The organism is Streptomyces sp. NPDC016469, assembly GCF_040632905.1.
Classification (GTDB): domain Bacteria; phylum Actinomycetota; class Actinomycetes; order Streptomycetales; family Streptomycetaceae; genus Streptomyces.
Map to the genome: position 1 here is coordinate 62389 of NZ_JBEYCQ010000011.1, position 24791 is coordinate 87179.

20 protein-coding genes are annotated in these 24791 nt (G+C 72.4%); 5 read left to right on the plus strand and 15 right to left on the minus strand.

What is annotated here, in order from left to right:
• Window positions 1–2 precede the first annotated feature (2 nt).
• On the plus strand, window positions 3–2348 hold the full coding sequence (locus ABZ565_RS14715; protein WP_361025462.1) for a chitinase C-terminal domain-containing protein: 2346 nt from the start codon (window positions 3–5) through the stop codon (window positions 2346–2348).
• A 41-nt stretch (window positions 2349–2389) separates the two neighbouring features.
• Here the strand turns inward: ABZ565_RS14715 and ABZ565_RS14720 are convergent, their stop codons facing one another.
• Entirely contained in the window at window positions 2390–3580 is a 1191-nt protein-coding gene (locus ABZ565_RS14720) for an ROK family transcriptional regulator (protein ID WP_361025465.1), read from the minus strand.
• 122 nt (window positions 3581–3702) lie between these two features.
• Here ABZ565_RS14720 and ABZ565_RS14725 point away from each other — a divergent pair, with 122 nt between their 5' ends.
• On the plus strand, window positions 3703–4929 hold the full coding sequence (locus tag ABZ565_RS14725) for an MFS transporter (RefSeq protein WP_361025468.1): 1227 nt from the start codon (window positions 3703–3705) through the stop codon (window positions 4927–4929).
• Between the two features lie 154 nt (window positions 4930–5083).
• On the plus strand, window positions 5084–6475 hold the full coding sequence (locus tag ABZ565_RS14730) for a solute carrier family 23 protein (RefSeq protein WP_361025471.1): 1392 nt from the start codon (window positions 5084–5086) through the stop codon (window positions 6473–6475).
• 13 nt (window positions 6476–6488) lie between these two features.
• Here ABZ565_RS14730 and ABZ565_RS14735 read toward each other — a convergent pair whose 3' ends face one another.
• From ABZ565_RS14735 to ABZ565_RS14750, 4 genes are all read right to left on the minus strand, one after another.
• Window positions 6489–8189, minus strand: coding sequence for an NAD(P)/FAD-dependent oxidoreductase (locus tag ABZ565_RS14735; RefSeq protein ID WP_361025474.1), 1701 nt, complete (start codon window positions 8187–8189; stop codon window positions 6489–6491).
• 52 nt (window positions 8190–8241) lie between these two features.
• A complete protein-coding gene (locus tag ABZ565_RS14740) occupies window positions 8242–9039 on the minus strand; it encodes a carbon-nitrogen hydrolase family protein (RefSeq protein WP_361025477.1) in 798 nt (265 codons plus the stop codon).
• 221 nt (window positions 9040–9260) lie between these two features.
• Window positions 9261–9716, minus strand: coding sequence for an Lrp/AsnC family transcriptional regulator (locus ABZ565_RS14745; protein ID WP_018103925.1), 456 nt, complete (start codon window positions 9714–9716; stop codon window positions 9261–9263).
• Between the two features lie 129 nt (window positions 9717–9845).
• On the minus strand, window positions 9846–11312 hold the full coding sequence (locus ABZ565_RS14750) for a GuaB1 family IMP dehydrogenase-related protein (protein WP_361025481.1): 1467 nt from the start codon (window positions 11310–11312) through the stop codon (window positions 9846–9848).
• Window positions 11313–11618: 306 nt separating this feature from the next.
• On the opposite strand from ABZ565_RS14750, the gene ABZ565_RS14755 reads away from it, so the two are divergent.
• Window positions 11619–12641: a terpene cyclase gene (locus ABZ565_RS14755; RefSeq protein ID WP_361025484.1), complete on the plus strand. Its 1023-nt coding sequence runs from the start codon at window positions 11619–11621 to the stop codon at window positions 12639–12641.
• 66 nt (window positions 12642–12707) lie between these two features.
• On the opposite strand, the gene ABZ565_RS14760 is transcribed toward ABZ565_RS14755, so the two are convergent.
• From ABZ565_RS14760 to fmt, 4 genes are all read right to left on the minus strand, one after another.
• Window positions 12708–13724: a sugar-binding domain-containing protein gene (locus ABZ565_RS14760; protein WP_161208503.1), complete on the minus strand. Its 1017-nt coding sequence runs from the start codon at window positions 13722–13724 to the stop codon at window positions 12708–12710.
• A gap of 138 nt (window positions 13725–13862) precedes the next feature.
• Entirely contained in the window at window positions 13863–14546 is a 684-nt protein-coding gene (rpe, locus tag ABZ565_RS14765) for a ribulose-phosphate 3-epimerase (protein WP_361025487.1), read from the minus strand.
• Between the two features lie 113 nt (window positions 14547–14659).
• Window positions 14660–16093 carry a transcription antitermination factor NusB gene (locus tag ABZ565_RS14770; RefSeq protein WP_361025490.1) on the minus strand — a complete coding sequence of 478 codons (1434 nt, stop codon included), beginning with the start codon at window positions 16091–16093 and terminating at the stop codon, window positions 14660–14662.
• A gap of 90 nt (window positions 16094–16183) precedes the next feature.
• Window positions 16184–17116: a methionyl-tRNA formyltransferase gene (gene fmt / locus ABZ565_RS14775; protein ID WP_361025493.1), complete on the minus strand. Its 933-nt coding sequence runs from the start codon at window positions 17114–17116 to the stop codon at window positions 16184–16186.
• 243 nt (window positions 17117–17359) lie between these two features.
• On the opposite strand from fmt, the gene ABZ565_RS14780 reads away from it, so the two are divergent.
• Window positions 17360–17836, plus strand: coding sequence for a hypothetical protein (locus ABZ565_RS14780; RefSeq protein WP_361025496.1), 477 nt, complete (start codon window positions 17360–17362; stop codon window positions 17834–17836).
• A 312-nt stretch (window positions 17837–18148) separates the two neighbouring features.
• Here ABZ565_RS14780 and ABZ565_RS14785 read toward each other — a convergent pair whose 3' ends face one another.
• From ABZ565_RS14785 to ABZ565_RS14810, 6 genes are all read right to left on the minus strand, one after another.
• Entirely contained in the window at window positions 18149–20287 is a 2139-nt protein-coding gene (locus tag ABZ565_RS14785) for a primosomal protein N' (protein ID WP_361025499.1), read from the minus strand.
• Window positions 20288–20415: 128 nt separating this feature from the next.
• Window positions 20416–21624 (minus strand): methionine adenosyltransferase, encoded by a 1209-nt coding sequence (gene metK / locus ABZ565_RS14790; protein WP_164640913.1) that lies wholly within the window; start codon window positions 21622–21624, stop codon window positions 20416–20418.
• A gap of 239 nt (window positions 21625–21863) precedes the next feature.
• Entirely contained in the window at window positions 21864–23066 is a 1203-nt protein-coding gene (gene coaBC, locus ABZ565_RS14795) for a bifunctional phosphopantothenoylcysteine decarboxylase/phosphopantothenate--cysteine ligase CoaBC (RefSeq protein WP_361025503.1), read from the minus strand.
• 146 nt (window positions 23067–23212) lie between these two features.
• Entirely contained in the window at window positions 23213–23485 is a 273-nt protein-coding gene (rpoZ, locus tag ABZ565_RS14800) for a DNA-directed RNA polymerase subunit omega (protein WP_003970369.1), read from the minus strand.
• An 82-nt stretch (window positions 23486–23567) separates the two neighbouring features.
• A complete protein-coding gene (gene gmk, locus ABZ565_RS14805) occupies window positions 23568–24185 on the minus strand; it encodes a guanylate kinase (RefSeq protein ID WP_132904137.1) in 618 nt (205 codons plus the stop codon).
• A gap of 38 nt (window positions 24186–24223) precedes the next feature.
• Complete coding sequence (locus ABZ565_RS14810) at window positions 24224–24547, minus strand: integration host factor (protein ID WP_018103912.1); 324 nt, start codon at window positions 24545–24547, stop codon at window positions 24224–24226.
• Window positions 24548–24791 lie beyond the last annotated feature (244 nt).

The window sequence follows — 24791 nt, forward strand, 5'->3', positions numbered from 1 at the left end:
ACGTGCTGTCCCCCACCCGTGCGAGAGCCTCGCTCCTCGCCGCCGGCGCAGGCATCGCCGCGCTGCTGATCGGCTCGCTCGCCGCGACCCCCTCGCAAGCCGCCGACCAGGAGTCCTGTCGTCCCGACGGGCTCTACGAGACGCCGGGCGTCTCCGTCCCCTACTGCTCCGTGTACGACTCCGAGGGCCGCGAGAAGATGGGCGCCGACCACCCCCGGCGCGTCATCGGCTACTTCACCGACTGGCGGACCGGCAAGGACGGCAAGCCCGCCTACCTGGCCTCGGACATCCCCTGGGACAAGGTCACCCACCTCAACTACGCCTTCGCCCACGTCGACGGGGCCAACAAGCTCTCCGTCGGCGCGGATGGGCCGGAAAACGCCTCCACCGGCATGACCTGGCCGGGCGTCAAGGGCGCCGAGATGGACCCGGATCTCCCCTACAAGGGCCATTTCAACCTGCTCGGCAAGTTCAAGAAGCAGTACCCGGACGTGAAGACGATGGTCTCCGTCGGCGGCTGGGCCGAGACCGGCGGCTACTTCGGTGACGACGGCGAACGGGTCGGCTCGGGCGGCTTCTACTCGATGGCCACCAACGCCGACGGCTCGGTCAACCAGGCCGGGATCGACACCTTCGCCGACTCGGCGGTCGACTTCATCCGCACGTACGGCTTCAACGGCGTCGACATCGACTACGAGTACCCGACCACGATGAAGGACGCGGGAAACCCGCTGGACCGGACGCTGTCCAACGGCCGCCGCGCCGGTCTGGTCAAGGGCTACGCCGCGCTGATGAAGACCCTGCGCGAAAAGCTGGACCGGGCCTCCGCCGCCGACGGCCACCACTACCTGCTCAGCGTCGCCGCGCCTTCGTCGGGCTACCTGCTGCGCGGCATGGAGACGTTCCAGGTCCAGAAGTACCTGGACTACGTCAACATCATGTCGTACGACCTGCACGGCGCCTGGAACGAGTACGTCGGCCCCAACGCCGCGCTCCACGACGACGGCAAGGACGCGGAGCTCGCCCAGGCGAGCGTCTACTCGACCTCGCAGTACGGCGGCACCGGCTACCTCAACACGGACTGGGCCTACCACTACTTCCGCGGTTCGATGCCGTCGGGCCGCATCAACATCGGCCTGCCGTACTACACCCGCGGCTTCAAGAACGTGCAGGGCGGCACCAACGGCCTGTGGGGCAAAGCGGCTTCGACCGACTGCCCGGCCGGTGCGGGGCTGACCACGTGCGGTGACGGCGCCGTCGGCATCGACAACCTCTGGCACGACCTCGACACCAACGGCAAGGAGTCGCCGGCCGGGTCCAACCCGATGTGGCACGCCAAGAACCTGGAGAAGGGCATCGTCGGCGACTACGTCACGGACTACGGGTTCCCCGCGGACACCGAGCTGACCGGCACCTATGTCCGCAACTACGACGCGACGCTGGTCGCGCCGTGGCTGTGGAACGCCGAGAAGAAGGTCTTCCTGTCCACCGAGGACGAGCAGTCCGTGCGGGCCAAGGCGGACTACGTGGCCGACAAGGGCATCGGCGGCACGATGATCTGGGAGCTGGCCGGGGACTACGGCTGGAACGCGTCCGAGGGCCAGTACGAGCCCGGCTCCACGCTCACCTCGACGATGTACGACACCTTCAAGAACGCCGGGCCGTACGGGGCGAAGCGCTCCACCATCGACCTGCCGGCGCAGGCGCTCGACATCGACGTCTCCTTCGGCCAGTTCCCGCTGGGCGACTCCAATTACCCGATCAGCCCCAAGCTGACGATGACCAACCACACGAAGACGACGCTGCCCGGCGGCACGGAGTTCCAGTTCGACTACTCCACCTCGGCGCCCGCCAACGCCAAGGACCAGTCGGGCTTCGGCACGACGATCGTGCGCAGCGACCACACGGCCGCGAACAACGTCGGCGGCCTGAAGGGCGACTACAACCGCGTCTCCCTGAAGCTGCCGTCCTGGCAGAGCCTGGCGCCCGGAGCGTCGGTCCAGGTGGACTTCGTGTACTACCTGCCGACATCGACCCCGTCCAACTGGACCGTCACCTTCGGCGGCAAGTCCTACGCCCTGGCGGCGGACCTGGCCCGGGGCACGACGGTCGTCGAGCCGGGCACGGGCTCGACGCCGACGCCCGACCCGTCCGGCTCCACCGGCCCGAGCCCCGACCCGTCGGGCGGCACGTGCACGGCGGCGGCGTGGAGCGCGAGCGCGGAGTACGGCACCGGTACGACGGTGAGCCAGGACGGCCACCGGTGGAAGGCGAAGTGGTGGACGAAGGGCGAGAAGCCCGGCACCACCGGTGAGTGGGGCGTCTGGCAGGACCTGGGCGCCTGCTGAACCCCGCCCTTATGAGCCCGTCCGGCGCACCGGCTCCGTCCTCACACGCCGGACGGGCTCGACCGTGGCGCGAACAACGCCTCCTGGGCCGCGTCGAGCGCCGCGAGCAACGCCCCCCGGCGGACCGCCGTGCCGCCCAGCAGCCCCGCCCGCACCCCGGTGCGCAGCGGGGACATCGCGGCCAGCCGCTCCTCGACACGGGCGGCCAGCGCGTCGCCCCCCGCGTGGCCCACCTCGCCGGAGAGCAGGACGAGCCCGGGGTCGAGGACCGAGGCGACCGCGGCGGCGCCCAGCGCGATCCGGTCCGCCAGGGCGCCGAGGAAGCCCTCGCTGTCGCCCTCCCCCGCGAGCGCCGCCCGGACGGCCGCCGCCGCACCGGGCTCCTGGCCCTCCCCCGTCACGGCGATCCCGTACCGCGCGGCCAGTTCGCAGAGCGGCGCCGAGCCGACCAGTGAGTGGAAGCCCCCGTCGCAGTTGACGGCCGAGGGGGTGCCGGCCGTGCCGGGGACCGGCAGGAAGCCGATCTCGCCCGCGCCGCCCGAGGCCCCCCGGCGCACCTTCCCGTCGAGCATGACCGCCGCACCCACCCCGTGGCCCAGCCAGAGCAGGACGAACGTGTCGTGGTCGCGGGCCGCGCCGACGCGGTGCTCGGCGACGGCGGCGAGGTTCGTCTCGTTCTCGACCAGCACCGTCGCCGGCAGCCGCTCCTGGAGCGCCCGGACCAGGCTGCGGTGCCAGGACGGCAGCCCGGTGCTGTCCCGCAGCTCCCCCGTGACGGGGTCGATCAGCCCGGGCGCACCGATGCCGACGCTGTGCAGGGGGGTGCTCCCCGCGCTGCGGACGGTGGCCGCCAGCAGGGCGACGGCCTGCTCCACGGCGTCGTCCCCCTCCGCCTCGCCGATGGGCAGGACCGCCTCGGCCAGCGTCGCGCCCAGCAGATCGGCGACGACGACGGCGACGCTGTCGGTGCGCACGTCGAGCCCGGCCAGCAGCGCGCGGTCCGCGACGATGCCGTAGAGCCGGGCGTTGGGGCCGCGGCGGTCGGCGCCGGTCTCGCCGACGACATGGATCAGACCCGCGCCCTGGAGGCGTTCCACGAGGTCCGCGACGGTGGGCCGGGAGAGCCCGGTCAGGGTCTTCAACTGCGTGGCCGTCAGCGGGCCGTCCTGCTGGAGGTGCCGCAGGGCGAGCCGGTCGTTGATGGCCCGGGCGGTGCTCGGTGATGCGGGCATGCCGGAATCCTTCCAGATCACCGCCGAACCGGAGACGTGCGGGCGGTCTATTTATCAGGCAGGGTTCCTGATAGTTTATCGCCCGCATCGTGGAACATGACGTCAGGGGAGGGCACAGCGGTATGACAACCACATCCACGGCTCCGGTCTTCGGCATCAGTGAGGTGCGGCGGGCCAGGTACGCCATCGCGGCGGTCTTCACCGTGCACGGCTCGGTGACCGGCAGTTTCGCCACCCGGGTCCCCTGGATCCAGGACCACGCCGGCGTGAGCGCGGGCCAACTGGGCCTCGCGCTGGCCTTCCCCGCGATCGGCGCCTCGGTCGCGATGCCGCTGGCCGGCGCGGTGAGCCACCGCTTCGGCGCGCGGACCGCCCTGCGCGGCCTGCTGACCCTGTGGACGCTGGCGCTGATCCTGCCCGCCCTGGCGCCCAACCTGCTCACGCTGTGCGCGGCGCTGTTCGTGTACGGGGCGTCGGCCGGCATGTCCGATGTGGCGATGAACGCGCTCGGGGTGGAGGTGGAGAACCGCCTCGACAAGTCGATCATGTCCGGGCTGCACGGCATGTGGAGTGTGGGCGCCCTGCTGGGGTCGGCGGCGGGCACGGTGGCCGCCCACGCGGGCACGGACGCGCGGCTGCACCACGTGATAGCCGCCGTGGTGCTGACCCTGCTCGGCCTGACCGCCTGCCAGTGGGTGCTGAACCTGCGCAGCGAGCCGGACGAGGAGCCGCCGCCGCGCTTCGCGCTGCCGCCGAAGTCGGCCCTGGTCATCGGTGCCGTGGGCTTCTGCGCGGTCTTCGCCGAGGGGGCCAGCCTCGACTGGTCGGCGGTCTACCTCCGCGACACGCTGGACAGCTCGGCCGGTCTCGCGGCGGCGTCCACCACCGCGTTCGCGCTGACGATGGCGGTCGCCCGGATCGCCGGGGACCGGGTCGTCGACCGCTTCGGCGCGGTGCGCACCGTACGCGTCGGGGGCGTCCTGGCCACGGCCGGCGGGCTCCTGGTGGTCGCCGCCCCGCACGTGGCGCTCGCCCTGTGCGGGTTCGGGCTGATGGGGCTCGGCATCGCCGTGGTGGTCCCGCTCGCCTTCGCGGCGGCCGGGCGCAGCGGCCCCAAGCCCGCCCAGGCCATCGCGGGCGTCGCGACGATCACGTACACCTCCGGCCTCATCGCCCCGTCGGCGATCGGCTCGCTGGCCGAGGCGACCTCGCTGGTCGTGTCGTTCGGCCTGGTGTCGGTGCTGGCGTTCGGCCTGGTCCTGGGGGCCGGGGTGCTGCGGGCCGGTGACCGCAAGGCGACGGCCCAGGGCGTGGTGCGGGACGCGGCGGCGGCCGAGCCGCGCTCCTGACCCCGCCCCGGGCGCCGCACCGCCGGCAAACCGGAACGGGTGGGTCCGGCCGGAGGGGGCGGGCCGGGCGGCACTACCATGGCGCTGATCTTTTCCGCGATGAGCGCCATGTCCGGCGGGCACGGGCTCACGCACCTACACACAGGGAGCAACCATGGGCCTCGGCGTGCGCTGGACCTTGCACGGCGACGGGAAGACGCCCGCACCGGGAGCGGTGGTCCGCCCGGACGAGCGGCTCTCCTGGCCCCGCACCTTCGGGCTCGGCGCGCAGCACGTGGTCGCCATGTTCGGCGCGTCGTTCGTCTCGCCGGTCCTGATGGGGCTCGACCCGAACCTGGCGATCATGATGTCGGGTGTCGCGACGGCCATCTTCCTGCTGGCCACGCGCGGCCAGGTGCCGAGCTACCTGGGCTGCTCGCTCTCGTTCGTCGGGGTCGCCGCGACGATCCGGGCGAGCGGCGGCGACAGCGCGGTGGTGACCGGTGCGGTGTTCGTGGTCGGCGTGGTGCTCTTCCTGGCCGGTCTCGCGGTGCAGCGGTTCGGTGCGCGGATCATCCACGCGGCGATGCCGCCGGTGGTGACCGGCGCGGTGGTCATGCTCATCGGGTTCAACCTGGCGCCGGTGACCGCGTCGACGTACTGGCCGCAGGACCAGTGGACGGCCCTGCTCGTGATGCTGTTCACCGGGCTGGCCGTGGTGTGCCTGCGCGGCTTCTTCTCCCGGATCGCGATCTTCCTGGGGCTGGTCTTCGGTTACGTCCTGTCCTGGCTGCTCGACCGGGTCTTCGGCAAGATCCACTCCCCCGCCGGCGGCACCGAGTCGGTGGACCACTGGCGCCTGGACCTGTCGGGCGTCGGGAAGGCCGACTGGATCGGGCTCCCCTCGTTCCACGCGCCGAGTTTCGAGTGGTCGGCGATCCTGGTCGCCCTGCCCGTCGTCATCGCCCTGATCGCGGAGAACGCCGGGCATGTGAAGGCGGTCGGCGAGATGACCGGGCGCTCGCTGGACGGCAAGCTCGGTACGGCGATCGCGGCGGACGGCGCCGCCTCGATGCTGTCGACGGCGGTGGGCGGCCCGCCGAACACCACGTACTCCGAGAACATCGGCGTGATGGCCGCGACCCGCGTGTACTCCACCGCCGCCTACTGGGCGGCCGCCTGCTTCGCCCTGCTCTTCGGCCTCTGCCCGAAGTTCGGCGCGGTCGTGGCGGCGATCCCGGGCGGGGTGCTCGGCGGCATCACCGTCATCCTGTACGGCATGATCGGCCTGCTCGGCGCCCAGATCTGGCTGAACGCCAAGGTGGACCTGCGCAACCCGCTGAACCTGGTGCCGGCGGCGGCGGGCATCATCATCGGCGTCGGCGGGGTCAGCCTGAAGATCACGGACAACTTCGAGCTGAGCGGCATCGCCCTCGGCACCATCGTCGTGATCACCGGCTACCACGTGCTGCGCGCCTTCGCCCCGGCGCACCTCAAGACGCAGGAGCCGCTGCTCGACTCGGGCACGTCCGCCTACGACGAGGAACGCCCGGCCACGGATTCGTGACCGGGGCGCGCGCTCAGTCCTCGGGGAGTTCGACCGGGGCCAGCTCGTCGAAGCGGTCGCCGGGGCCGGGGTTGGTCGTGTCGGTCGCGCCGCCGAAGTGGGTCATCACACCCCACACGGCGTTCAGCGCGGTCTGCACGGCGCCCTCGGCCCAGCCGGCCGTCCAGGAGATGTCGTCACCGGCCAGGAACAGGCCCCGCTTGTCGGCGGGCAGCCGGTCCTGCATGAAGTGGGTGAACAGGCGCCGCTGGTAGCGGTAGTGCCCGGGCAGGTTGGCCTTGAACGCGCCCATGAACCACGGCTCGCTCTCCCAGGAGACGGTGACCGGGTTGCCGGTGATGTGGCTGCGGATGTCGACGTTCGGGTAGATCTCGCCGAGTGACTTCAGCATGACGTCCATCCGCTCGGCCGCCGAGAGCGGCAGCCACTTCAGACTGTCGTCGCACCAGGTGTACGAGAGGCAGATGCTCGCCGGCCGGTCCGGCCCGTCGTCCAGCAGGTACGTGCCCCGGGTCATCCGGTCGGTCAGCGTCATCGACATCGCGTCGCGGCCGGTGACCTCGTCCTTGTCCAGCCAGAACGGCCGGTCGACGGGCACGAACAGCTTAGACGACTCCATGTAGTGGGTGCGCTCCATCGCCGTCCAGTGGTCGATCGGGAAGAGCGCGTCGTCGCAGGCGATCTTGGAGAGCAGCAGCCAGGACTGCCCGGTGAAGACGGCCGCCCGGAAGGTGCGGATGTCGCCGGAGGCGTCGGTGACGGTGATCCGGTTGCCGGCCGTACGGTTCAGCCGGGTGACCGCGCCGCGCGGCTCGCCGCCGTGCAGCGAGGACAGCGAGGTGCCGAGCGGCCAGTGCGTGATCTTCTGCGGCTCGCGCTCCCACAGGCGCAGCGGGAGCTGCTGGCTGCCCCCGACGATGGAGCGGTGGTGGTCGTCCGCCTCGGTGTAGACGACGCGCAGGATCTCCAGGATGGAGTTGGGGAAGTCGGTGTCCCAGCCACCGGTGCCGAAGCCGACCTGGCCGAAGATCTCGCGGTGCCGGAAGGACTTGAAGGCGTCGGAGTCGCAGAGGAAGCCGTAGAAGGTCTGGTTGTCCAGCTTCTCGACCAGCCGGGACCAGATCTCCCTGATCCGGGGCACATCGCGCTCGCGCATCGCCCGGTTCATGTCGGAGAAGTCGGCGCCCTCCTCCAGGCAGCGGTTCCAGGCGTCCATCACATCGCGGTAGACCTGCGGGAGTTCGTCGATGGTCCTGGCGTAGTGGGACTCGCCCTTGAGGTCGACCACGGTCGAGGGGGTGGCCGGGCAGAGCGGGTTGGGGAACGGTTTCGTCTCCAGGCCCACGAGGTCGATGTAGTGCTGGAGTGCGGTCGAGGAGGGCGGGAAACGCATCGCGCCCATCTCGGCGGTGAGCGGTTCGCCGTCGGTGGCGCAGCCCTCGAACTCGACGGTGCGCAGCCGCCCCCCGATGCGGTCGGCCTCGTACACGACCGGCTTCAGGCCCATCTTCATCAGTTCGTACGCGGTGATGATGCCGGAGAGCCCGCCGCCGATGACGGCCACCTCCGTGCCGTGCTCGGTCGCCGGTATCTGGCCGAGGCCCGCCGGGTGGGCGAGGAAGTCGTCGTACGCGTACGGGAAGTCCGGCCCGAACATGGTGATCGGCGGTGCCGCTTCCTCGGTGTGCTGGACGGCGGGGGGCACGGCGGTCATGGTGTACGGGCTCCTTGCGGGACGGGCGAAGACGTGAGGGGGGCGGGCGGGCTCAGACGAGGGAGCCGTACAGGCCGGGGCGGCGGTCGCGGAGATACGGGTTGGCGGCCCGCGAGTCCACCAGCAGGGCGAGGTCGACGTCGGCGGTGACCAGTTCCTCGCCGCGGCCCGCACGGGCGCGGACCGTGCCGTCGGGACCGGCCAGGCAGCTCAGCCCGGTGAAGTCGAACGCGCCTTCCCGACCGGTCCGGTTGACGTACGCGATGTACAGCTGGCTCTCGAAGGCGCGGACCGGGACGAGGGCTTCGGCGACGAACGAGAAGGGGTGCATCAGCGCGGTCGGGACCAGCAGGAGGTCGGTGCCGGCCAGGGCGTGCGCCCGTACGTTCTCCGGGAACTCGACGTCGTAGCAGGTCAGCAGGCCGATCCGGACGCCGTCCAGCTCGGCCTGGACCACGGGCTGCCCACCGGGGGTGAACCAGTGCTGCTCGAAGTCCCCGAAGAGGTGGGTCTTGCGGTAGTTGGCGAGCGTGGTGCCGTCGGGGCCGATGAGCTGCGCGGAGTTGTACAGGGTGTCGCCCTCGCGCTCGGGATAGCCGTAGTGCACGGCGATCCCGTGCCGTACGGCGATCTCCGCCACGGCGCGGGCGGCGGACCCGTCGGCGGCCTCGGCCAGCCGGGGGACGTCGTCGCCGATGGCGTAGCCGGTGAGGTACAGCTCGGGGCAGACCAGGAGCCGGGCCCCGGTGCCGGCAGCGCGGCGCGCGGCGTCCGCCAGCAGCTCGACGGAGCCGGCGACCGAGCCGGGACGACCGGAGCTCTGGAGCAGGGCGGTGCGCAACGACGGCATGGCTGACCTCGGACGATACGGGCGGGGCGGGGACGTAGAAACGGTACGTTCCGCGATTCGGCCCGGACAAGGCGCGTCCGTTGCGCATCGACGGCCGATCCGTTGCGCGGATCGCGCGGGGCGCGGCGATTCGTTGCGCGGGCGCCGAGGCATTCTTCCAACCCGTCCGGCGTTTGAGGACGGAACCTCGCCGGCGACCCGGCCCGGCCAGCGGGCGGCCGCTACCCCGGGGATCCCGACGAGTACCGCCGCAACAGCGGCGAGAGGACCAGCACGGACTTCGTCCGTTCCACGTACGGCTCGCCGGCGATCCGCTCCAGGACCTGCTCGAAGTGCCGCATGTCCGCCGCGAAGACCTGGACCAGCGCGTCCGCGTCGCCGGTGACCGTGGACGCGGACGCGACCTCGGGGTAGCGGGCGAGGCCCTGCTTGATGGACTCCGGGGACGTGTTGCGGCTGCAGTAGATCTCGATGTAACCCTCGGTCTCCCAGCCGAGCGCGGCCGGGTCGACCCGCACGGTGAACCCGGTGATGGCCCCCTCGGCTCGCAGCCGGTCCACCCGGCGTTTCACGGCGGGCGCGGACAGGCCGATGATCGAGCCGATGTCGGCGTAGGAGCGGCGGGCGTCCTCGGCCAGGGCGTGGACGATGCGTTCGTCGAGGTCGTTCAGTCGCACGTCGTACGGGTCACTTCTCTGCGGGGCACGGACGGAGCCGGGCATGACTGAGCCGGGGGCGGCGCGTGCCGCCCCCGGCAGTAGACCACGGGTCAGGGCCTGTCCGGCGGATCAGGGCCCCGGCAGGCCCTAGCTCCAGCTGGCGTGCAGCGGCTTGCCCTCCGCGTAGCCGGCGGCGCTCTGGACGCCGACGACGGCCTTCTCGGCGAACTCCGCGAGGGAGGCCGCGCCCGCGTACGTGCAGGAGGAGCGGACGCCCGCGATGATCGAGTCGACCAGGTCCTCGACACCGGGGCGCGCCGGGTCCAGGAACATCCGCGAGGTGGAGATGCCCTCCTCGAAGAGCGCCTTGCGGGCGCGGTCGTACGCGGACTCGTCGGAGGTCCGGTTCTTCACGGCGCGCGCGGACGCCATGCCGAAGGACTCCTTGTAGAAGCGCCCGTCGGCGGCCTGCTGGAGGTCGCCCGGGGACTCGTACGTACCGGCGAACCAGGAGCCGATCATCACGTTGGACGCGCCGGCCGCGAGCGCCATGGCCACGTCGCGCGGGTGGCGGACCCCGCCGTCGGCCCAGACGTGCTTGCCGTACTTCTTCGCCTCGGCGGCGCACTCCAGCACGGCCGAGAACTGCGGGCGGCCCACGCCGGTCATCATGCGGGTGGTGCACATGGCCCCGGGCCCGACGCCGACCTTGATGATGTCCGCGCCCGCCTCGATCAGGTCGCGCACGCCCTCGGCGGCGACGATGTTGCCCGCCACGATGGGCACCCGCGGGTCCAGGGCCCGGACCGCGCGCACCGCGTTGATCATGGACTCCTGGTGGCCGTGTGCGGTGTCCACGACGAGGGTGTCCACCCCGGCGTCGAGGAGCTGCTTGGCCTTGCCGGCCACGTCGCCGTTGATGCCGACGGCGGCGGCGATCCGCAGCTTGCCGGCCGCGTCGGTGGCAGGGGTGTAGAGCGTGGCGCGCAGCGCGGCCTTGCGGGTGAGGATGCCGACGAGGCGGCCGTCCGCGTCGACCGCGGGGGCGAGCTTGCGGTTGGCGCCGTCCAGCTTGTTGAAGGCGTCGCGCGGGTCGATGTCCGCGTCCAGCAGGACCAGGTCCTTGGACATGACCTCGGAGAGCTGGGTGAAGCGGTCCACGCCGGAGAGGTCGTGGTCGGTGACCACGCCGACGGGCCGCCGGTCGGCGTCCACGACGACCCCGGCACCGTGTGCGCGCTTGTGCAGCAGGGACAGCGCGTCGGCGACGGTCTGGCCCGGCGACAGCTCGATGGGCGTGTCGAGCACCAGGTGGCGCGTCTTGACCCAGGAGATGACCTCGGTGACGACCTCGATCGGGATGTCCTGCGGGATGACGACGAGGCCGCCGCGGCGGGCGACGGTTTCGGCCATCCGGCGGCCCGCGATCGCGGTCATGTTCGCGACGACCAGGGGGATGGTGGTGCCGCTGCCGTCGGGCGAGGACAGGTCGACACCCTGGCGCGATCCGACCGCCGACCGGCCCGGGACCATGAAGACGTCGTCGTACGTGAGGTCGTACGGGACCGAGGGGGACTCTGTATAGCGACCGGTGCCGGGCTCAAGAAAACGCATAGCACTCATTTTTTCATACGAAATGGCGCAGGTCGCTTCCACGAAGACACAGCAAATGACTCCCGCGCTCGTATGTTCCTACGAACGCACCGCTGCGGGAGTCCCGGGCAGTGCCACCTGCCTTGCCCCGAGACCTTACCCGAACAGCTTTCAACCATTCCCGATCATCTGCCCTGGACCTGGTGACAGGGGGTCAGGTAGCTTCAAACCCGCAGGTCCCGTGGGTCACCACAACGCCCCGGAGGAACGGACGGATCATGCTCAACTTCCGTCACCCGTACGACCGGAGAGGATCACGACCCGCCCGTGGAGAACGAACTGCCGGACATCTACTGCCCGTTCCCCCAGCGGACGAACCCGCACGTCGCACACGTACGGGAGCATCTGGACACCTGGACCCGCAACACCGGTCTGGTGCACCGGGAATCGGCCAGGGAGCGCTTCGAGCAGGCGGACTTCGGCGCGTTCGTCGGCATGGTCTACCCGACCGCCGACCGTGAGGATCTGGACCTGGTCGCCGACTGGTTCGTCTGGCTCTTCCTCGTCGACGACCAGCTCGACGACGGCCACCTCGGCCGCAGTCCGGAGCGGGTGCGGGACGTCGTCGCCCTGATGCTCTCCGTGGTCGAGGGCACCCGCACCGGCGTGCTGGAGAACGAGGAGCTGCCCGCCGCCGTGGTGGCCCTCATCGACCTGTGGCACCGTACGACGCCGACCGCGGCGGTGCACTGGCGGCGCAGGTTCGCCTGGCACCTGAAGAAGTACCTCACCACCGCCACCACCTGGGAAGCCGGGAACCGGGCGGCGGGCGTGGTGCCGTCGGAGGAGCTGTACATAGAGAAGCGCCGTCACACCGGCGCGATCATCGTCTGCATGGACCTGATAGAGATCGTCGCGGGCATCGAGGCACCCTCCTCGATCCACAACGACCCCCGGTTCATCACCGCCCTGGAGGCGTCCTGCAACCACGTCTGCTGGGCCAATGACGTGTACTCGTACGAGAAGGAGCAGGTGCTCGGCGAGATCCACAATCTCGTCCACCTGGTCCGCCACCACCGCGGCTACGGCAAGCAGCGGGCGCTGGAGCACGTCTGCGCGGAGATCGCCGTCGAGACGGAGCGCTTCCTGACGGCGGAGCGCGAGCTGCTGGAGGCGTATCCGCAGCTGGCGCCGATGCTGGAGCCGTATCTCGACGGCATGCGCAGCTGGATGCGCGGCAATCTCGACTGGTCCCGGCAGACGCCCCGCTACAACCCGGCCGACGTCAGCCAGTACGAGCAGCCGGAGCAGTATCTGGAGGCCAGGGTCCTGGGCCTGCCGCAGGACTGAGCACCCGGGACCTACGAGGAGGGGCGGGCGGCCGCGGGCCGCCCGCCCCTCCTCGCGTACGACGCCTCAGTCGCCGTCCGGGTCGGCCCGCTCCAGGGCCGGGCGGCGCGGGGCGGCGGACTCGGTCAGCAGGTAGTCGGCGGCGGCGGTGTCCGTGACCAGGCTGGTGACCAGGCCTGACCGCAGCACCGCGCCGATCGCGGCGGCCTTGCGCTGCCCGCCCGCGATCGCCACCACCTCGGGGATCCGGCGCAGCCGGTCCGCCTCGACGGTGATGCACCGCTCGCCGAGGTCCCGGCCGACCCGGCGGCCCTCCGCGTCGAAGAGGTGGGCCGACATCTCGGCGGCGACCCCGAGCGAAGCGTAGTGCCGGCGCTCCTCGTCGGAGAGCATGTCGTGCACGGTCGAGATGCCGGGCTCCCAGGAACCGATGGAGACGGCTGCCACGGTCACCTTGTCGAAGTACTCGAAGGCGCGGGCGATCCCCGTCTGGTTGCGCAGCGCGGCGGCCGTCGCCGGGTCCGGCAGCAGCATCGGCGCGTAGATCGGATGGGCCTCCCCGCCGGAGACCTGGGCGGCGCGCCGCACCGCCTCCACCGAACCGCGCTCGGCGGTGCCCGCGTCGTACACCCCGGTGAGCTGCACGACCGTGCACGGGGGCAGCCGGTCGAGGGCGGCGGCCATGTGGATGGTGGAGCGGCCCCAGGCGAGCCCGAGCACATCGCCCTCGTTCACCAGTTCGCCGAGCAGGTCCGCCGCGACCTCGCCCAGGTTCTCCGGGTCGGCCGCGTCGTCCTGCTCCTCCGCCGGGGACTCCACGACAACCGCGTGACGCAGCCCGTAGCGGGCCCGGAGCGCGTCGGAGCGCTCGGCGTCCAGCTCCGCCGGGACCCGGATCTCGATGCGTACGAGATCGCGCTCCAGGGCGGTCTCCAGGACCCGCGCGACCTTGAAGCGGCTGACGCCGAACTCCTCGGCGATCTGGATCTTGGACTTGCCCTCGAGGTAGAAGCGGCGGGCCATGGCCGCCGCCTGCACCAGCTCCGCGGGCCCCATCCGCAGGGCGGACCGGCCCGCCGACATTGCAGACACCGCGTTCTCCTCACTGCTGTTCACGCTCTTGATACGCCGTTCATCCTGTCAGATACGGCGATCCCTGACCGGTCCCGTAGGAACCCGTTCATCTGCCCTTGGCCCGGGCGACGCCCGCCTCCCCCGGCCTCAGTGCGCGCAGGCCCAGCCGGCCGCGCCGATGGCCCCGTCGGCCTTGGCGCGCAGGGCCCGCACCGCGGCGGCCGGGTCCCCCGCGCCGTACACCGCCGAGCCGGCGACGAAGACGTCGGCGCCCGCCTCGGCGCACCGCTCGATGGTGGACTCGGAGACGCCGCCGTCGACCTGGAGCCACAGATCGAGGCCGTGCTTGGAGATCAGCTCACGGGTGCGGCGGATCTTCGGCAGCATGATGTCCAGGAACGACTGGCCGCCGAAACCCGGCTCCACGGTCATGATCAGCAGCATGTCGAGCTCGGGGAGGAGATCCTCGTACGGCTCGATGGGCGTCGCCGGCTTGAGCGCCATGGAGGCGCGGGCGCCCTTGGCGCGGATCTCGCGGGCCAGCCGCACGGGGGCGGCGGCGGCCTCGGCGTGGAAGGTGACGGACCCGGCCCCCGCCTCGACGTACTGCGGTGCCCAGCGGTCCGCGTCCTCGATCATCAGATGGCAGTCCAGCGGCGTGTCCGTGGCCCTGCTGAGCGATTCCACGATCGGAACGCCGAGGGTCAGATTGGGCACGAAGTGGTTGTCCATGACATCGACATGGAGCCAGTCGGCACCTTCGACGGCCTTGGCCTCGTCGGCGAGGCGCGCGAAATCGGCGGAGAGAATACTCGGGTTGATCTGGGCCATGGGCCAAGCCTGCCATGTTCTGCGTCACTTCCCGGCCTCGGTGCGCTCCAAAGGCTCACGGGATCATTACGGTTCGCGCATTCCCGGCGTTTCGCCCCGCGCCGGGCCCTTGATCAGCCGGTACGGCGGAGCAACGCGAGGTACATCGCGTCGGTGCCGTGCAGATGCGGCCAGAGCTGGACGTCGGGCCCGTCGCCCAGCGCGGGCACGCCCGGCAGCAGTGGACGGGCGTCGATCCACTCCGCCTCGACGGACGCCCCGCCGCGCCCCTTGAGCACGTCCTCGACGACGACCCGGGTCTCCGCGAGGTGCGGCGAGCAGGTCGCGTACCCGACGACGCCGCCGACGCGTACGGCCTTCAGCGCCTCGCGCAGCAGCCCGCGCTGAAGGGGCGCGAAGCCCTCCAGATCCTCCGGGCGGCGGCGCCAGCGGGCCTCGGGGCGGCGGCGGAGCGCGCCGAGGCCGGAGCAGGGCACGTCCATGAGGATGCGGTCGAAGGTCTCGGGCCCCCACGGCGGGCGGGTGCCGTCGGCGGTGATCACCTGGTACGGGCCGGGGTTGCCGGCCAGCGCGCGTTCCACGAGGCGGGCGCGGTGCGGCTGCTTCTCGGCGGCCAGCAGGGCGGCGCCGCGGTCCGCCGCGAGGGCGGCGAGCAGGGCGGCCTTGCCGCCGGGACCCGCGCAGCCGTCGAGCCAGCGGGCGTCGGACCCCTCCAGCGGGGCGTTGGCCAGGGCGGCGGCGACGAGCTGGCTGCCCTCGTCCTGGACCCCGGCCCGGCCCTCGCGCACGGCGGTCAGGGCGCCGGGCTCGCCGCCCTCGGCCATCCGTACGGCGTAGGGCGACCAGCGGCCGGGGAGGGAGCTGTCCTCGCCCAGCTCCTCGGTGAGTTCGGCGGTGGTGGAGCGGCCGGGGCGGGCGACGAGGGTGACCTCGGGCCGCTCGTTGTCCGCGTCGAGCAGGTCCTCGATCCCGGCGCGGCCGCCGCCGAGCGCGTCCCAGAGCGCGGAGACGACCCAGCGCGGGTGGGAGTGGACGACCGCGAGGTGGTCCTCGGCGTCGTCCTCGTAGGCCGGGGCCACCTTCGCGACCCAGCCGTCGAGGTCGTCGGCGGACACCTTGCGCAGGACGGCGTTGACGAACTTGGCGCGCCCCTCCCCCAGCACCACCCGGGCCAGCTCCACGCTGGCGGAGACCGCCGCGTGGGTCGGGATACGGGTGCCGAGGAGCTGGTGCACGCCCATGTTCAGCACGTCCAGGACCGGCGGGTCCACCTCGCGCAGCGGCCGGTCGATGCACGCGGCGACGATCGCGTCGTACGTCCCCTGGCGGCGCAGCGTGCCGTAGACCAGCTCGGTCGCCAGGGCGGCGTCGCGGTGGTCGAAGTCGCCCTGGGCCCGGGCCTTCTTCAGCAGCGGGGGCAGGACGAGGTTCGCGTACGCGTCGCGCTCGTCGACGGCCCGCAGGACCTCGAACGCGAGGAAGCGGACCGGGTCCTTCTGGGGGCGGCGGTGCGGCTTGGCGGGACGGCGACGCGGCTGGTCGTTCACGTGAAAGGTGCTCCGCTGAATATTGAGAGGACGAACCCTCCCAGCCTACGTCCCCTTCCTGGAGGGATCAGCCGTCCCGCCGCCGGGGCCTCAGCTCCCGGCCAGCTCACCGGGGACGATGCGCACCCCGCGCGCCCAGTCGGCGGCGCGCATCGGCTTCTTGCCCTGCGGCTGCACCCACAGCAGCTCGACCGCGTGCGACCCGGTGCCGACGAACACGTTGTTCTTGCCGGCCGACAGCTCACCGGGCGCCAGTTCGGACCGGTCGACGGCGGGGGTGGCCTGGACGAGCTTCAGCCGCTCGCCCCGGAACAGCGTCCAGGCGCCCGGGGCGGGGGTGCAGGCGCGGATGACCCGGTCGACGCGGAGGGCGGGCGCGGACCACTGGACCTGGGCGTCCTCGACGGTGATCTTCGGCGCGAGGGTGACCCCGTCGGCGGGCTGCGGTACGGCGTGCAGGGTGCCGTCCTCGATGCCGTCCATGGTCGCGGCGAGCAGCCCGGACCCGGCGAACGCCAGCCGGGTCAGCAGATCGCCGCTGGTGTCGGTCGGGCGGACCTCCTCGGTCAGCACGCCGTAGACGGGTCCGGAGTCGAGCCCCTCCTCGATGAGGAAGGTGGAGGCCCCCGTCACCTCGTCCCCTGACATCACCGCGTGCTGCACCGGGGCCGCGCCGCGCCAGGCGGGCAGCAGCGAGAAGTGCAGGTTGACCCAGCCCTTCGCCGGGATGTCGAGCGCCGCCTTGGGCAGCAGCGCTCCGTACGCGACGACCGGGCAGCAGTCCGGCGCGATCTCCCGCAGCCGCGCCAGGAAGTCCTCGTCCCGGGGCCTGGCGGGCTTCAGCACCTCGATCCCGGCCTCCTCGGCGCGCTCGGCGACCGGGCTGGCCACCAGCCGCCGGCCGCGCCCCGCGGGCGCGTCGGGCCGGGTCACGACTGCCGCCACCTCGTGACGGCCGGAGGCGATCAGGGCGTCGAGTGCGGGAACGGCTACCTCGGGGGTGCCTGCGAAGACGAGCTTCATGGGTGGCTGACTGCCTCTCAGGCCGGACTCTCAGGCCGAAACGTTACGGTGACGAGCAACGCACAAGTCTATGGGGCGGCGGGCCGGGGGGCGTACGCGCAATCGCGCGCCCCTCGCAGGTGCGCATACGCCCCCTGAGCGTGACCAGACCCCCGGGTGCGGCGTTGGTCAAGAGAGATTGACCGAAGCGAGCCGCCCTGGTGCGGCCCGATCCCTTTCAACGCCGGTTCGAGAGGCTTCTTCATGGCCGACCACGCAACCCACGACGCCCAAGCGCGGGCCAGCCTGCATCTCCTGGTGCGGGACATCGAGCGGGTCCGGCGGCAGGTGGACGCACTGCGCACGCTCACCGCTCAGCTGGGCAACGTCTACCGTCCGCGCCGCACCGGCCCGTCCGCGGGCTTCGTCGTCTACGGCAGGGCCCCGGCCCCGACGGTCAGACTGGCCCAGGAACTGCGGGACAGCGTCGAGACGCTGGTCACGGCTGCCGTGGACTTCGACCGCTCACTGGGCTTCTCCTGGGACGCGGTGGGCTCCGCCCTCGGGGTCACCAAGCAGGCCGTCCACCGCCGCTACGGATCACGGCGCACGGCCCCCCAGCCCTCGGCGCCCGAGGCCGCGGAGGTCGTCCCCCAACGCGCCCCCACGGTCCCCGCCGCCCGCGCCCCCCAACCCCCGACAGACCGCCCCAACCCCTTCCCGGGCCCCCGCAACGGCTGACCCACGGGCGAGCGAGCCGCCCCGTCGCACACGCGAGGGGGCGGCGAGCACCGCGGGTCCCCCACACGCACCCGCACACAATCCAGCCCGTCCGGCGCTTGAGGACAAAACCCCAACCGAGGCGTGCGCGCACCCACACGCCGCCCGCGCCCCATCCAGCCCGTCGGCGCGACCAAGCCCGTCGGCGCAATCCGACCCGTCGGCACAATCCAGCCCGTCCGGCGCTTGAGGACAAAACCCCAACCGAGGCGTGCGCGCACCCACACGCCGCCCGCGCCCCATCCAGCCCGTCCGGCGCTTGAGGACGAAACCTCAGCCGATGTCCACCGGATCCACCCGCACCCGCACCGCACCCCCACCCCCACCGCGCGCAACCCGCGCGGCCCGCAACGCCGTGGCCAGCGCCGCCCCGCTCCCGGGCGGCACCCGCACCAAGGCCCGCTCCCAGACCTCCCCCGCCGGCGCCTCGAACGCCCTGCGGGGCCGCCCCGGCTCCGCGGCCGGCACCGGCACGGGCCCCAGCACCTCCGCGTCCGAAGGCAACCGCGCCCCCGCGAGAAACGCGGCCAGCGCCTCCGGCGCCCCCGTCACCGACGCCATCCGGGACACGGGCGGGAAGCCCAGCTCGGCCCGCTCCGCCAGCTCCCGCCGGGCGTGCCCGACCGGGTCCCAGCGGACCAGCGCCTGCACGGGCCGCAGCGTCGGCTCGGCGACGACGACCACCGTGCCGCCCTCGGGCCGCCCCCGGACCAGCGCGGCGGCGGCCGTCCACCGGCGCAGCGCCTCCTCACCGGCGCGCAGGTCGGGCCGGCCGACCATCGCCCAGCCGTCGAGCAGGAGCGCCGCCGCGTAACCGCCCTCCGCGACCGGCTCGGCGCCCGGCGTGCTGACGACGAGCGCGGGCTGGTCCGGTACGGATTCGAGGACGTGGTCGCGCCCGGAGGTCCGCACCGGCACGGCCGGGAACGCCCGGCCCAGCTCCTCCGCCGTGCGCCGGGCCCCCACGATCTGGGCGCGCAGCCGCCGCCCCCCACAGGCCACGCAGTGCCAGGACGTCTCGGCCCGCCCGCACCACGCGCAGTTCAGGTCCTGCTGGTCGGGCGCCTCCAGCGGCCCCGCGCACTGCCGGCACCGGGCGGGCTCACGGCAGCGCTCGCAGGCGAGCCGGGGGGCGTAACCCCGGCGGGGCACCTGGACCAGCACCGGCCCGGTGCGCAGCCCGTCCCGGACCGTCTGCCAGGCGAGGCTGGGCAGCCGGGCGGCCCGGGCCGCCCCGTCCCGCGCGAGCTCGCCGTCGCCCACGGTGCGGATGACGGGCGCCGCCGCCCGCACCTGGTCCCGGTCGGCACGCAGCGGCAGCGCCCACCCGCTCTCCACCAATTGCGCGGCCTCCACCGTGCAGCTGACGGAGCCGAGCAGAAAGGCGCACCGGCCGTGCGTGGCCCGCAGCTCCAGGACCTCCCGGACATGCGGGAAGGGGGCCCGGTCGTCGCTGTGGCTGGAGTCCCCGTCGTCCCAGACGACGACGAGCCCGAGGTCGGCGACGGGCGCGAACATCGCCGCTCTGGTCCCCACCACCGCCCGGACGGAGCCGCGCCGCACGGCGAGCCATTCCCGGTAGCGCTTCCCGGGTCCGGAGCCGGCGGTGAGCAGCGCGTGCCGCCCCTCGCCGAGCAGGGCGGTGAGCGCCGCGTCGACCCGGGCGGCGGTCCGCCCGTCGGGGACGACGACGAGGGCCCCGCGTCCGGCGGACAGGGTCGCGGCGACGGCCGTGGCGATCTCGGCCGGCCAGTGCGGTCCGGGCAGCGCGGTCCACACGGCCCGGGGGGCGCCCCCGCCGGCCAGCGCGGAGAGGAACGCGGGCCCCTGGGCGTACCGCTCCCAGCTCCCGGGGGCGGGGCGCGCGGGGGCGGGCAGGGGCGCGGGCGACGGCTTGGATTCGGCCTGCGCGTTGCGCGGGGGGACGGCGAGCTGGAGGACGTCCGCGAGGCTGCCCGCGTACCGGTCGGCGACGGCGCGGGCGAGGGCGAGAAGGTCCGGGCCGAGGACCGGCTCCGGGGAGACGACGGAGGCGAGCGCGGCGAGCGCCCCGTTGTAGTCGGACTCGGCCAGCCGCTCGATGAGGAAGCCGTCGATGAGACCGCCGCCCTCGCGCCGGCCGCCGCGCACATGGCGGCCCCCGGCCCCGAAGCGGACCCGGACGCGCACCCCGGGCTGTGCGTCGGCGTCCAGCTCCTCGGGGACCGCGTAGTCGAAGTACTGGTCGAGGTGGAGCGCGCCCTTGTTGACGAGGACGCGGGCGACGGGCAGCTCCTCGGCGAGCGCGGCGCCGCGCCAGGTGCGCGGTTTGGCGCGCGGCACATCGGCCCGGCGGACGGCCTCCCGGATCAGCGCAAGCTGTTCCGGCGCCCCGGCCCCGGGCTCGTCGGTCCGCTCGTTCTCGCTGCTCACAGCTCCATCCCTACCAGACGCCTCGGACAACGGCGCCGGCCCGCCCCGTGACTCCCGGCCGTGAAACGCCGGAGCCCGGACACCGTGACGGCGTCCGGGCTCCGGCGAGGACCGGCTGTGTGCGGTGCCTACAGGCCGGCGGCGGCGCGCAGCGCGTCCACCCGGTCCGTGCGCTCCCACGTGAAGTCGGGCAGCTCGCGGCCGAAGTGGCCGTACGCGGCGGTCTGGGCGTAGATCGGGCGCAGCAGGTCGAGGTCGCGGATGATCGCGGCCGGGCGGAGGTCGAAGACCTCGCCGATGGCGTGCTCGATCTTCTCGGTCTCGATCGCGGCGGTGCCGAAGGTCTCCACGAAGAGGCCCACCGGCTCGGCCTTGCCGATCGCGTAGGCGACCTGGACCTCGCAGCGGGCCGCGAGGCCGGCGGCGACGACGTTCTTGGCGACCCAGCGCATGGCGTAGGCGGCCGAGCGGTCCACCTTCGACGGGTCCTTGCCGGAGAAGGCGCCGCCGCCGTGGCGGGCCATGCCCCCGTAGGTGTCGATGATGATCTTGCGGCCGGTCAGACCGGCGTCGCCCATCGGGCCGCCGATCTCGAAGCGCCCGGTCGGGTTGACCAGGAGGCGGTAGCCCTCGGTGTCGAGCTTGATGCCGTCCTCGATGAGCTGGTTCAGCACGTGCTCGACGACGAACTCGCGGATGTCGGGCGCGAGCAGCGAGTCGAGGTCGATGTCGCTGGCGTGCTGCGAGGAGACGACGACGGTGTCGAGGCGGACGGCCTTGTCGCCGTCGTACTCGATGGTGACCTGGGTCTTGCCGTCGGGGCGCAGGTACGGGATGGTCCCGTTCTTGCGGACCTCGGACAGGCGGCGGGAGAGCCGGTGCGCGAGGTAGATCGGCAGCGGCATGAGCTCGGGGGTCTCGTCGCAGGCGTAGCCGAACATCAGGCCCTGGTCGCCGGCCCCCTGCTTGTCGAGCTCGTCCTCGTCGCCCTCGACGCGCTTCTCGTAGGCGGTGTCGACGCCCTGCGCGATGTCCGGGGACTGCGCGCCGATGGACACCGAGACGCCGCAGGAGGCGCCGTCGAAGCCCTTCTTCGAGGAGTCGTAGCCGATCTCCAGGACCTTGTTGCGGACCAGCGTCGGAATGTCGGCGTAGGCCTTGGTCGTGACCTCACCCGCGACGTGCACGAGACCGGTGGTGATCAGGGTCTCGACGGCGACGCGGGAGGAGGGGTCCTCGCGCAGGAGCGCGTCGAGAATGGTGTCGCTGATCTGGTCGGCGATCTTGTCGGGGTGGCCCTCGGTCACGGACTCCGAGGTGAAGAGACGGCGGGACACATCGCTCCCTGGGGTTGCAGCGGCTGCTGGCTGATCATTGGCCGGACGGTCCGGGAGCTGCGCCCGGCACGGTCCAGGGAGCAGTTTATCGGTCGGCTCCGGCCGTCGGACAACGTGTCTCGCCCTTTGGCCGTCGTGTGACGTGTTCCACCGGGCCCGGAGGACCCCGGAAGCCTGCTGCCGCAAGGTCCGGGGCCGTGTCGCGGGGGTGCTGTGCGTCCCGGCGTGTCACTCGAAATTCATCCGAGGCGCGCCGCGACGAGATCCCACACCGTGTCGGCCAGGGCCTCCTTGGGCCCGTGGGGGACGGGGGTCTCGGTGCCGTCGGCGGCGAGCACCACGGCCTCGTTCTCCTCGGAGCCGAAGGTCTTGCGCTCCCCGACCTCGTTGACCACCAGCAGGTCGCAGCCCTTGCGGCGCAGTTTCTCGCGGCCGTTGGCCAGGACGTCGTCGGTCTCGGCGGCGAATCCGACGACGATCTGCCCGGGCGTGGCGCGCTCGGCGGAGACCTCGGCGAGGATGTCCGGATTGCGGACGAGGGTGATCGGGGCGGGCTCCTGGCCGTCCTTCTTCTTGATCTTCCCGGTGGCGTACTCGGCGGGCCGGAAGTCGGCGACCGCGGCCGCCATGACCACGACGTCGGCCTCCCGGGCCGCCTTCAGCACGGCCTCGCGCAGCTGCGTCGCGGTGCCGGCCCGGACCACATCGGCGCCGGACGGGTCGGGCAGCCCGGTGTTGGCCTCGACCAGGGTGACCCGGGCGCCGCGCGCGACGGCGGTGCGGGCGAGCGCGTAGCCCTGCTTGCCGGAGGAGCGGTTGCCGAGGTAGCGGACGGGGTCGAGGGGCTCCCTCGTACCGCCGGCGCTGATCACCACGTGCCGGCCCGCCAGGTCGGGGGCGGCAGCGCCCCGGGCGAGGACCCGGCGGCAGACCTCGTAGATCTCGCCCGGGTCGGGGAGCCGGCCCTTGCCGGTGTCGACGCCGGTGAGGCGGCCGACGGCGGGCTCGATGACGACGGCGCCCCGGCGTCGCAGCGTCGCGACGTTCTCCTGGGTGGCCGGGTGCTCCCACATCTCGGTGTGCATGGCCGGGGCGAAGACGACCGGGCAGCGGGCGGTGAGCAGGGTGTTGGTGAGCAGGTCGTCGGCGAGGCCGTGGGCGGCCTTGGCCAGCATGTCGGCGGTGGCGGGGGCGACGACGACGAGGTCGGCGTGCTGCCCGATCCGGACGTGGGGCACCTGGTGGACGTCGTTCCACACCTCGGTGGAGACGGGGTGGCCGGAGAGCGCCGACCAGGTCGCGGCGCCGACGAAGTTCAGGGCGGACGCGGTGGGGACGACCCGTACGTCGTGGCCGGACTCGGTCAGCCGGCGCAGCAGCTCGCACGCCTTGTACGCGGCGATGCCGCCGCTGACCCCCAGAACGACCTTCGGCTTGTCCACTGCGTCTCCCCGCACTCGGTTACGCACCCTGCGTACGTACGTCTCCATGCTGCCTCACGGGCGCGGGCGCCGGCCGGTCGGCCCGGACACACCCCGGGCCCGGCGGATGATCCGCCGGGCCCGGGATGAAGACGCGTCGTCGCTGCTTACTGCGCGGGGCCCTCGATGGCCTCGGACGTGAGCAGGCCCGCGTTGATCTCGCGGAGCGCGATCGAGAGCGGCTTCTCGTGCACGTGGGTGTCGACGAGCGGACCGACGTACTCGAGGAGGCCCTCACCGAGCTGCGAGTAGTACGCGTTGATCTGGCGCGCGCGCTTGGCGGCGTAGATCACGAGGCTGTACTTCGAGTCGGTTGCTTCGAGGAGCTCATCAATCGGCGGGTTGATGATGCCCTCGGGCGTGGTGATGGAAGAGGACACGCTCTGCCTTCCGAAGGGGATGAAGATCAAAGAATTCTTTGACAGTCAGGGGCCTTTGGTGCCGGGCCCCGCTGCCGGTGGTTCACTCGCCGGCGGCGCGGTGGCCGGAAGCCTCCAGCATCAAGGCTAGCAGCTCACGTGCCACGTCCTCGACGGAGGTGTTGACGAGCGTGGTGTCGAACTCCGATTCGGCGGCCAGCTCCACCTTGGCGGCGCCGAGGCGGCGTTCGATCACCTCGGGCGCCTCGGTCCCCCGGCCGGTGAGCCGGCGGACCAGCTCCTCCCAGCTCGGCGGGGCGAGGAAGACCAGCTGGGCGTCGGCCATGGACTGGCGGACCAGCCGGGCACCCTGGAGGTCGATCTCCAGGAGCACCGGCTCCCCCGCCTCCAGCCGCTCCTGCACGGCGCGGCGCGGCGTGCCGTAGCGGTTGCCGGCGAACTCGGCCCACTCCAGCAGCTCGCCGTTGGCGATCAGCTTGTCGAACTCCTCGTCGTCCACGAAGAAGTAGTGGACGCCGTTGCGTTCGCCGGGGCGGGGCTTGCGGGTCGTCGCCGACACCGAGAGCCACACCTCGGGGTGGACCTTGCGCATATGCGCGACGACCGTGCTCTTGCCGACCCCCGAGGGGCCGGAGAGCACGGTCAGCCGCGGACGTACGTCCGGGGGTACGGGGGACGTCCCCCGGGATGTTGCAGCCATGGAGCGATTATCCAGGTTCTCAGGGGTGCCTGAGAACGTCAGGCGGCGGTGCCGCCGAACTCACGCTCCAGGGATGCGATCTGGTTGGAGCCAAGACCCCGCACACGACGGCTCTCGGAGATGCCGAGCCGCTCCATGATCTGCTTGGCACGGACCTTGCCCACTCCGGGCAGGGACTCCAGCAGGGCGGAGACCTTCATCTTGCCGATGACGTCGTTCTCCTGGCCCGACTTGATGACCTCGTGGAGGGAGGCGCCGGAGTGCTTGAGTCGATTCTTGACCTCGGCCCGCTCCCGGCGAGCCGCGGCGGCCTTTTCGAGCGCGGCTGCGCGCTGTTCAGGGGTAAGGGGCGGAAGAGCCACGCCTACGTCACCTCGGATGTCGATCTGTCGGATACGGACCGGTGAGGCGGCGGGAACGCCCCTCACCTGCTGAGCCGCGAACACCCCGTGCGCGTCGGCTCTCGACGGAGACTAGCGGCCAAGGCCGCCGGAGTCAGCGAGAACAGACGAAAAGTCCTGGTCAGCCTCTGCCGACCAGGACTTTTCGGGCATAACCACCGAGTTTTTTTCTCAGGATTCCTTCAACACACGGTTACGTGGCAGG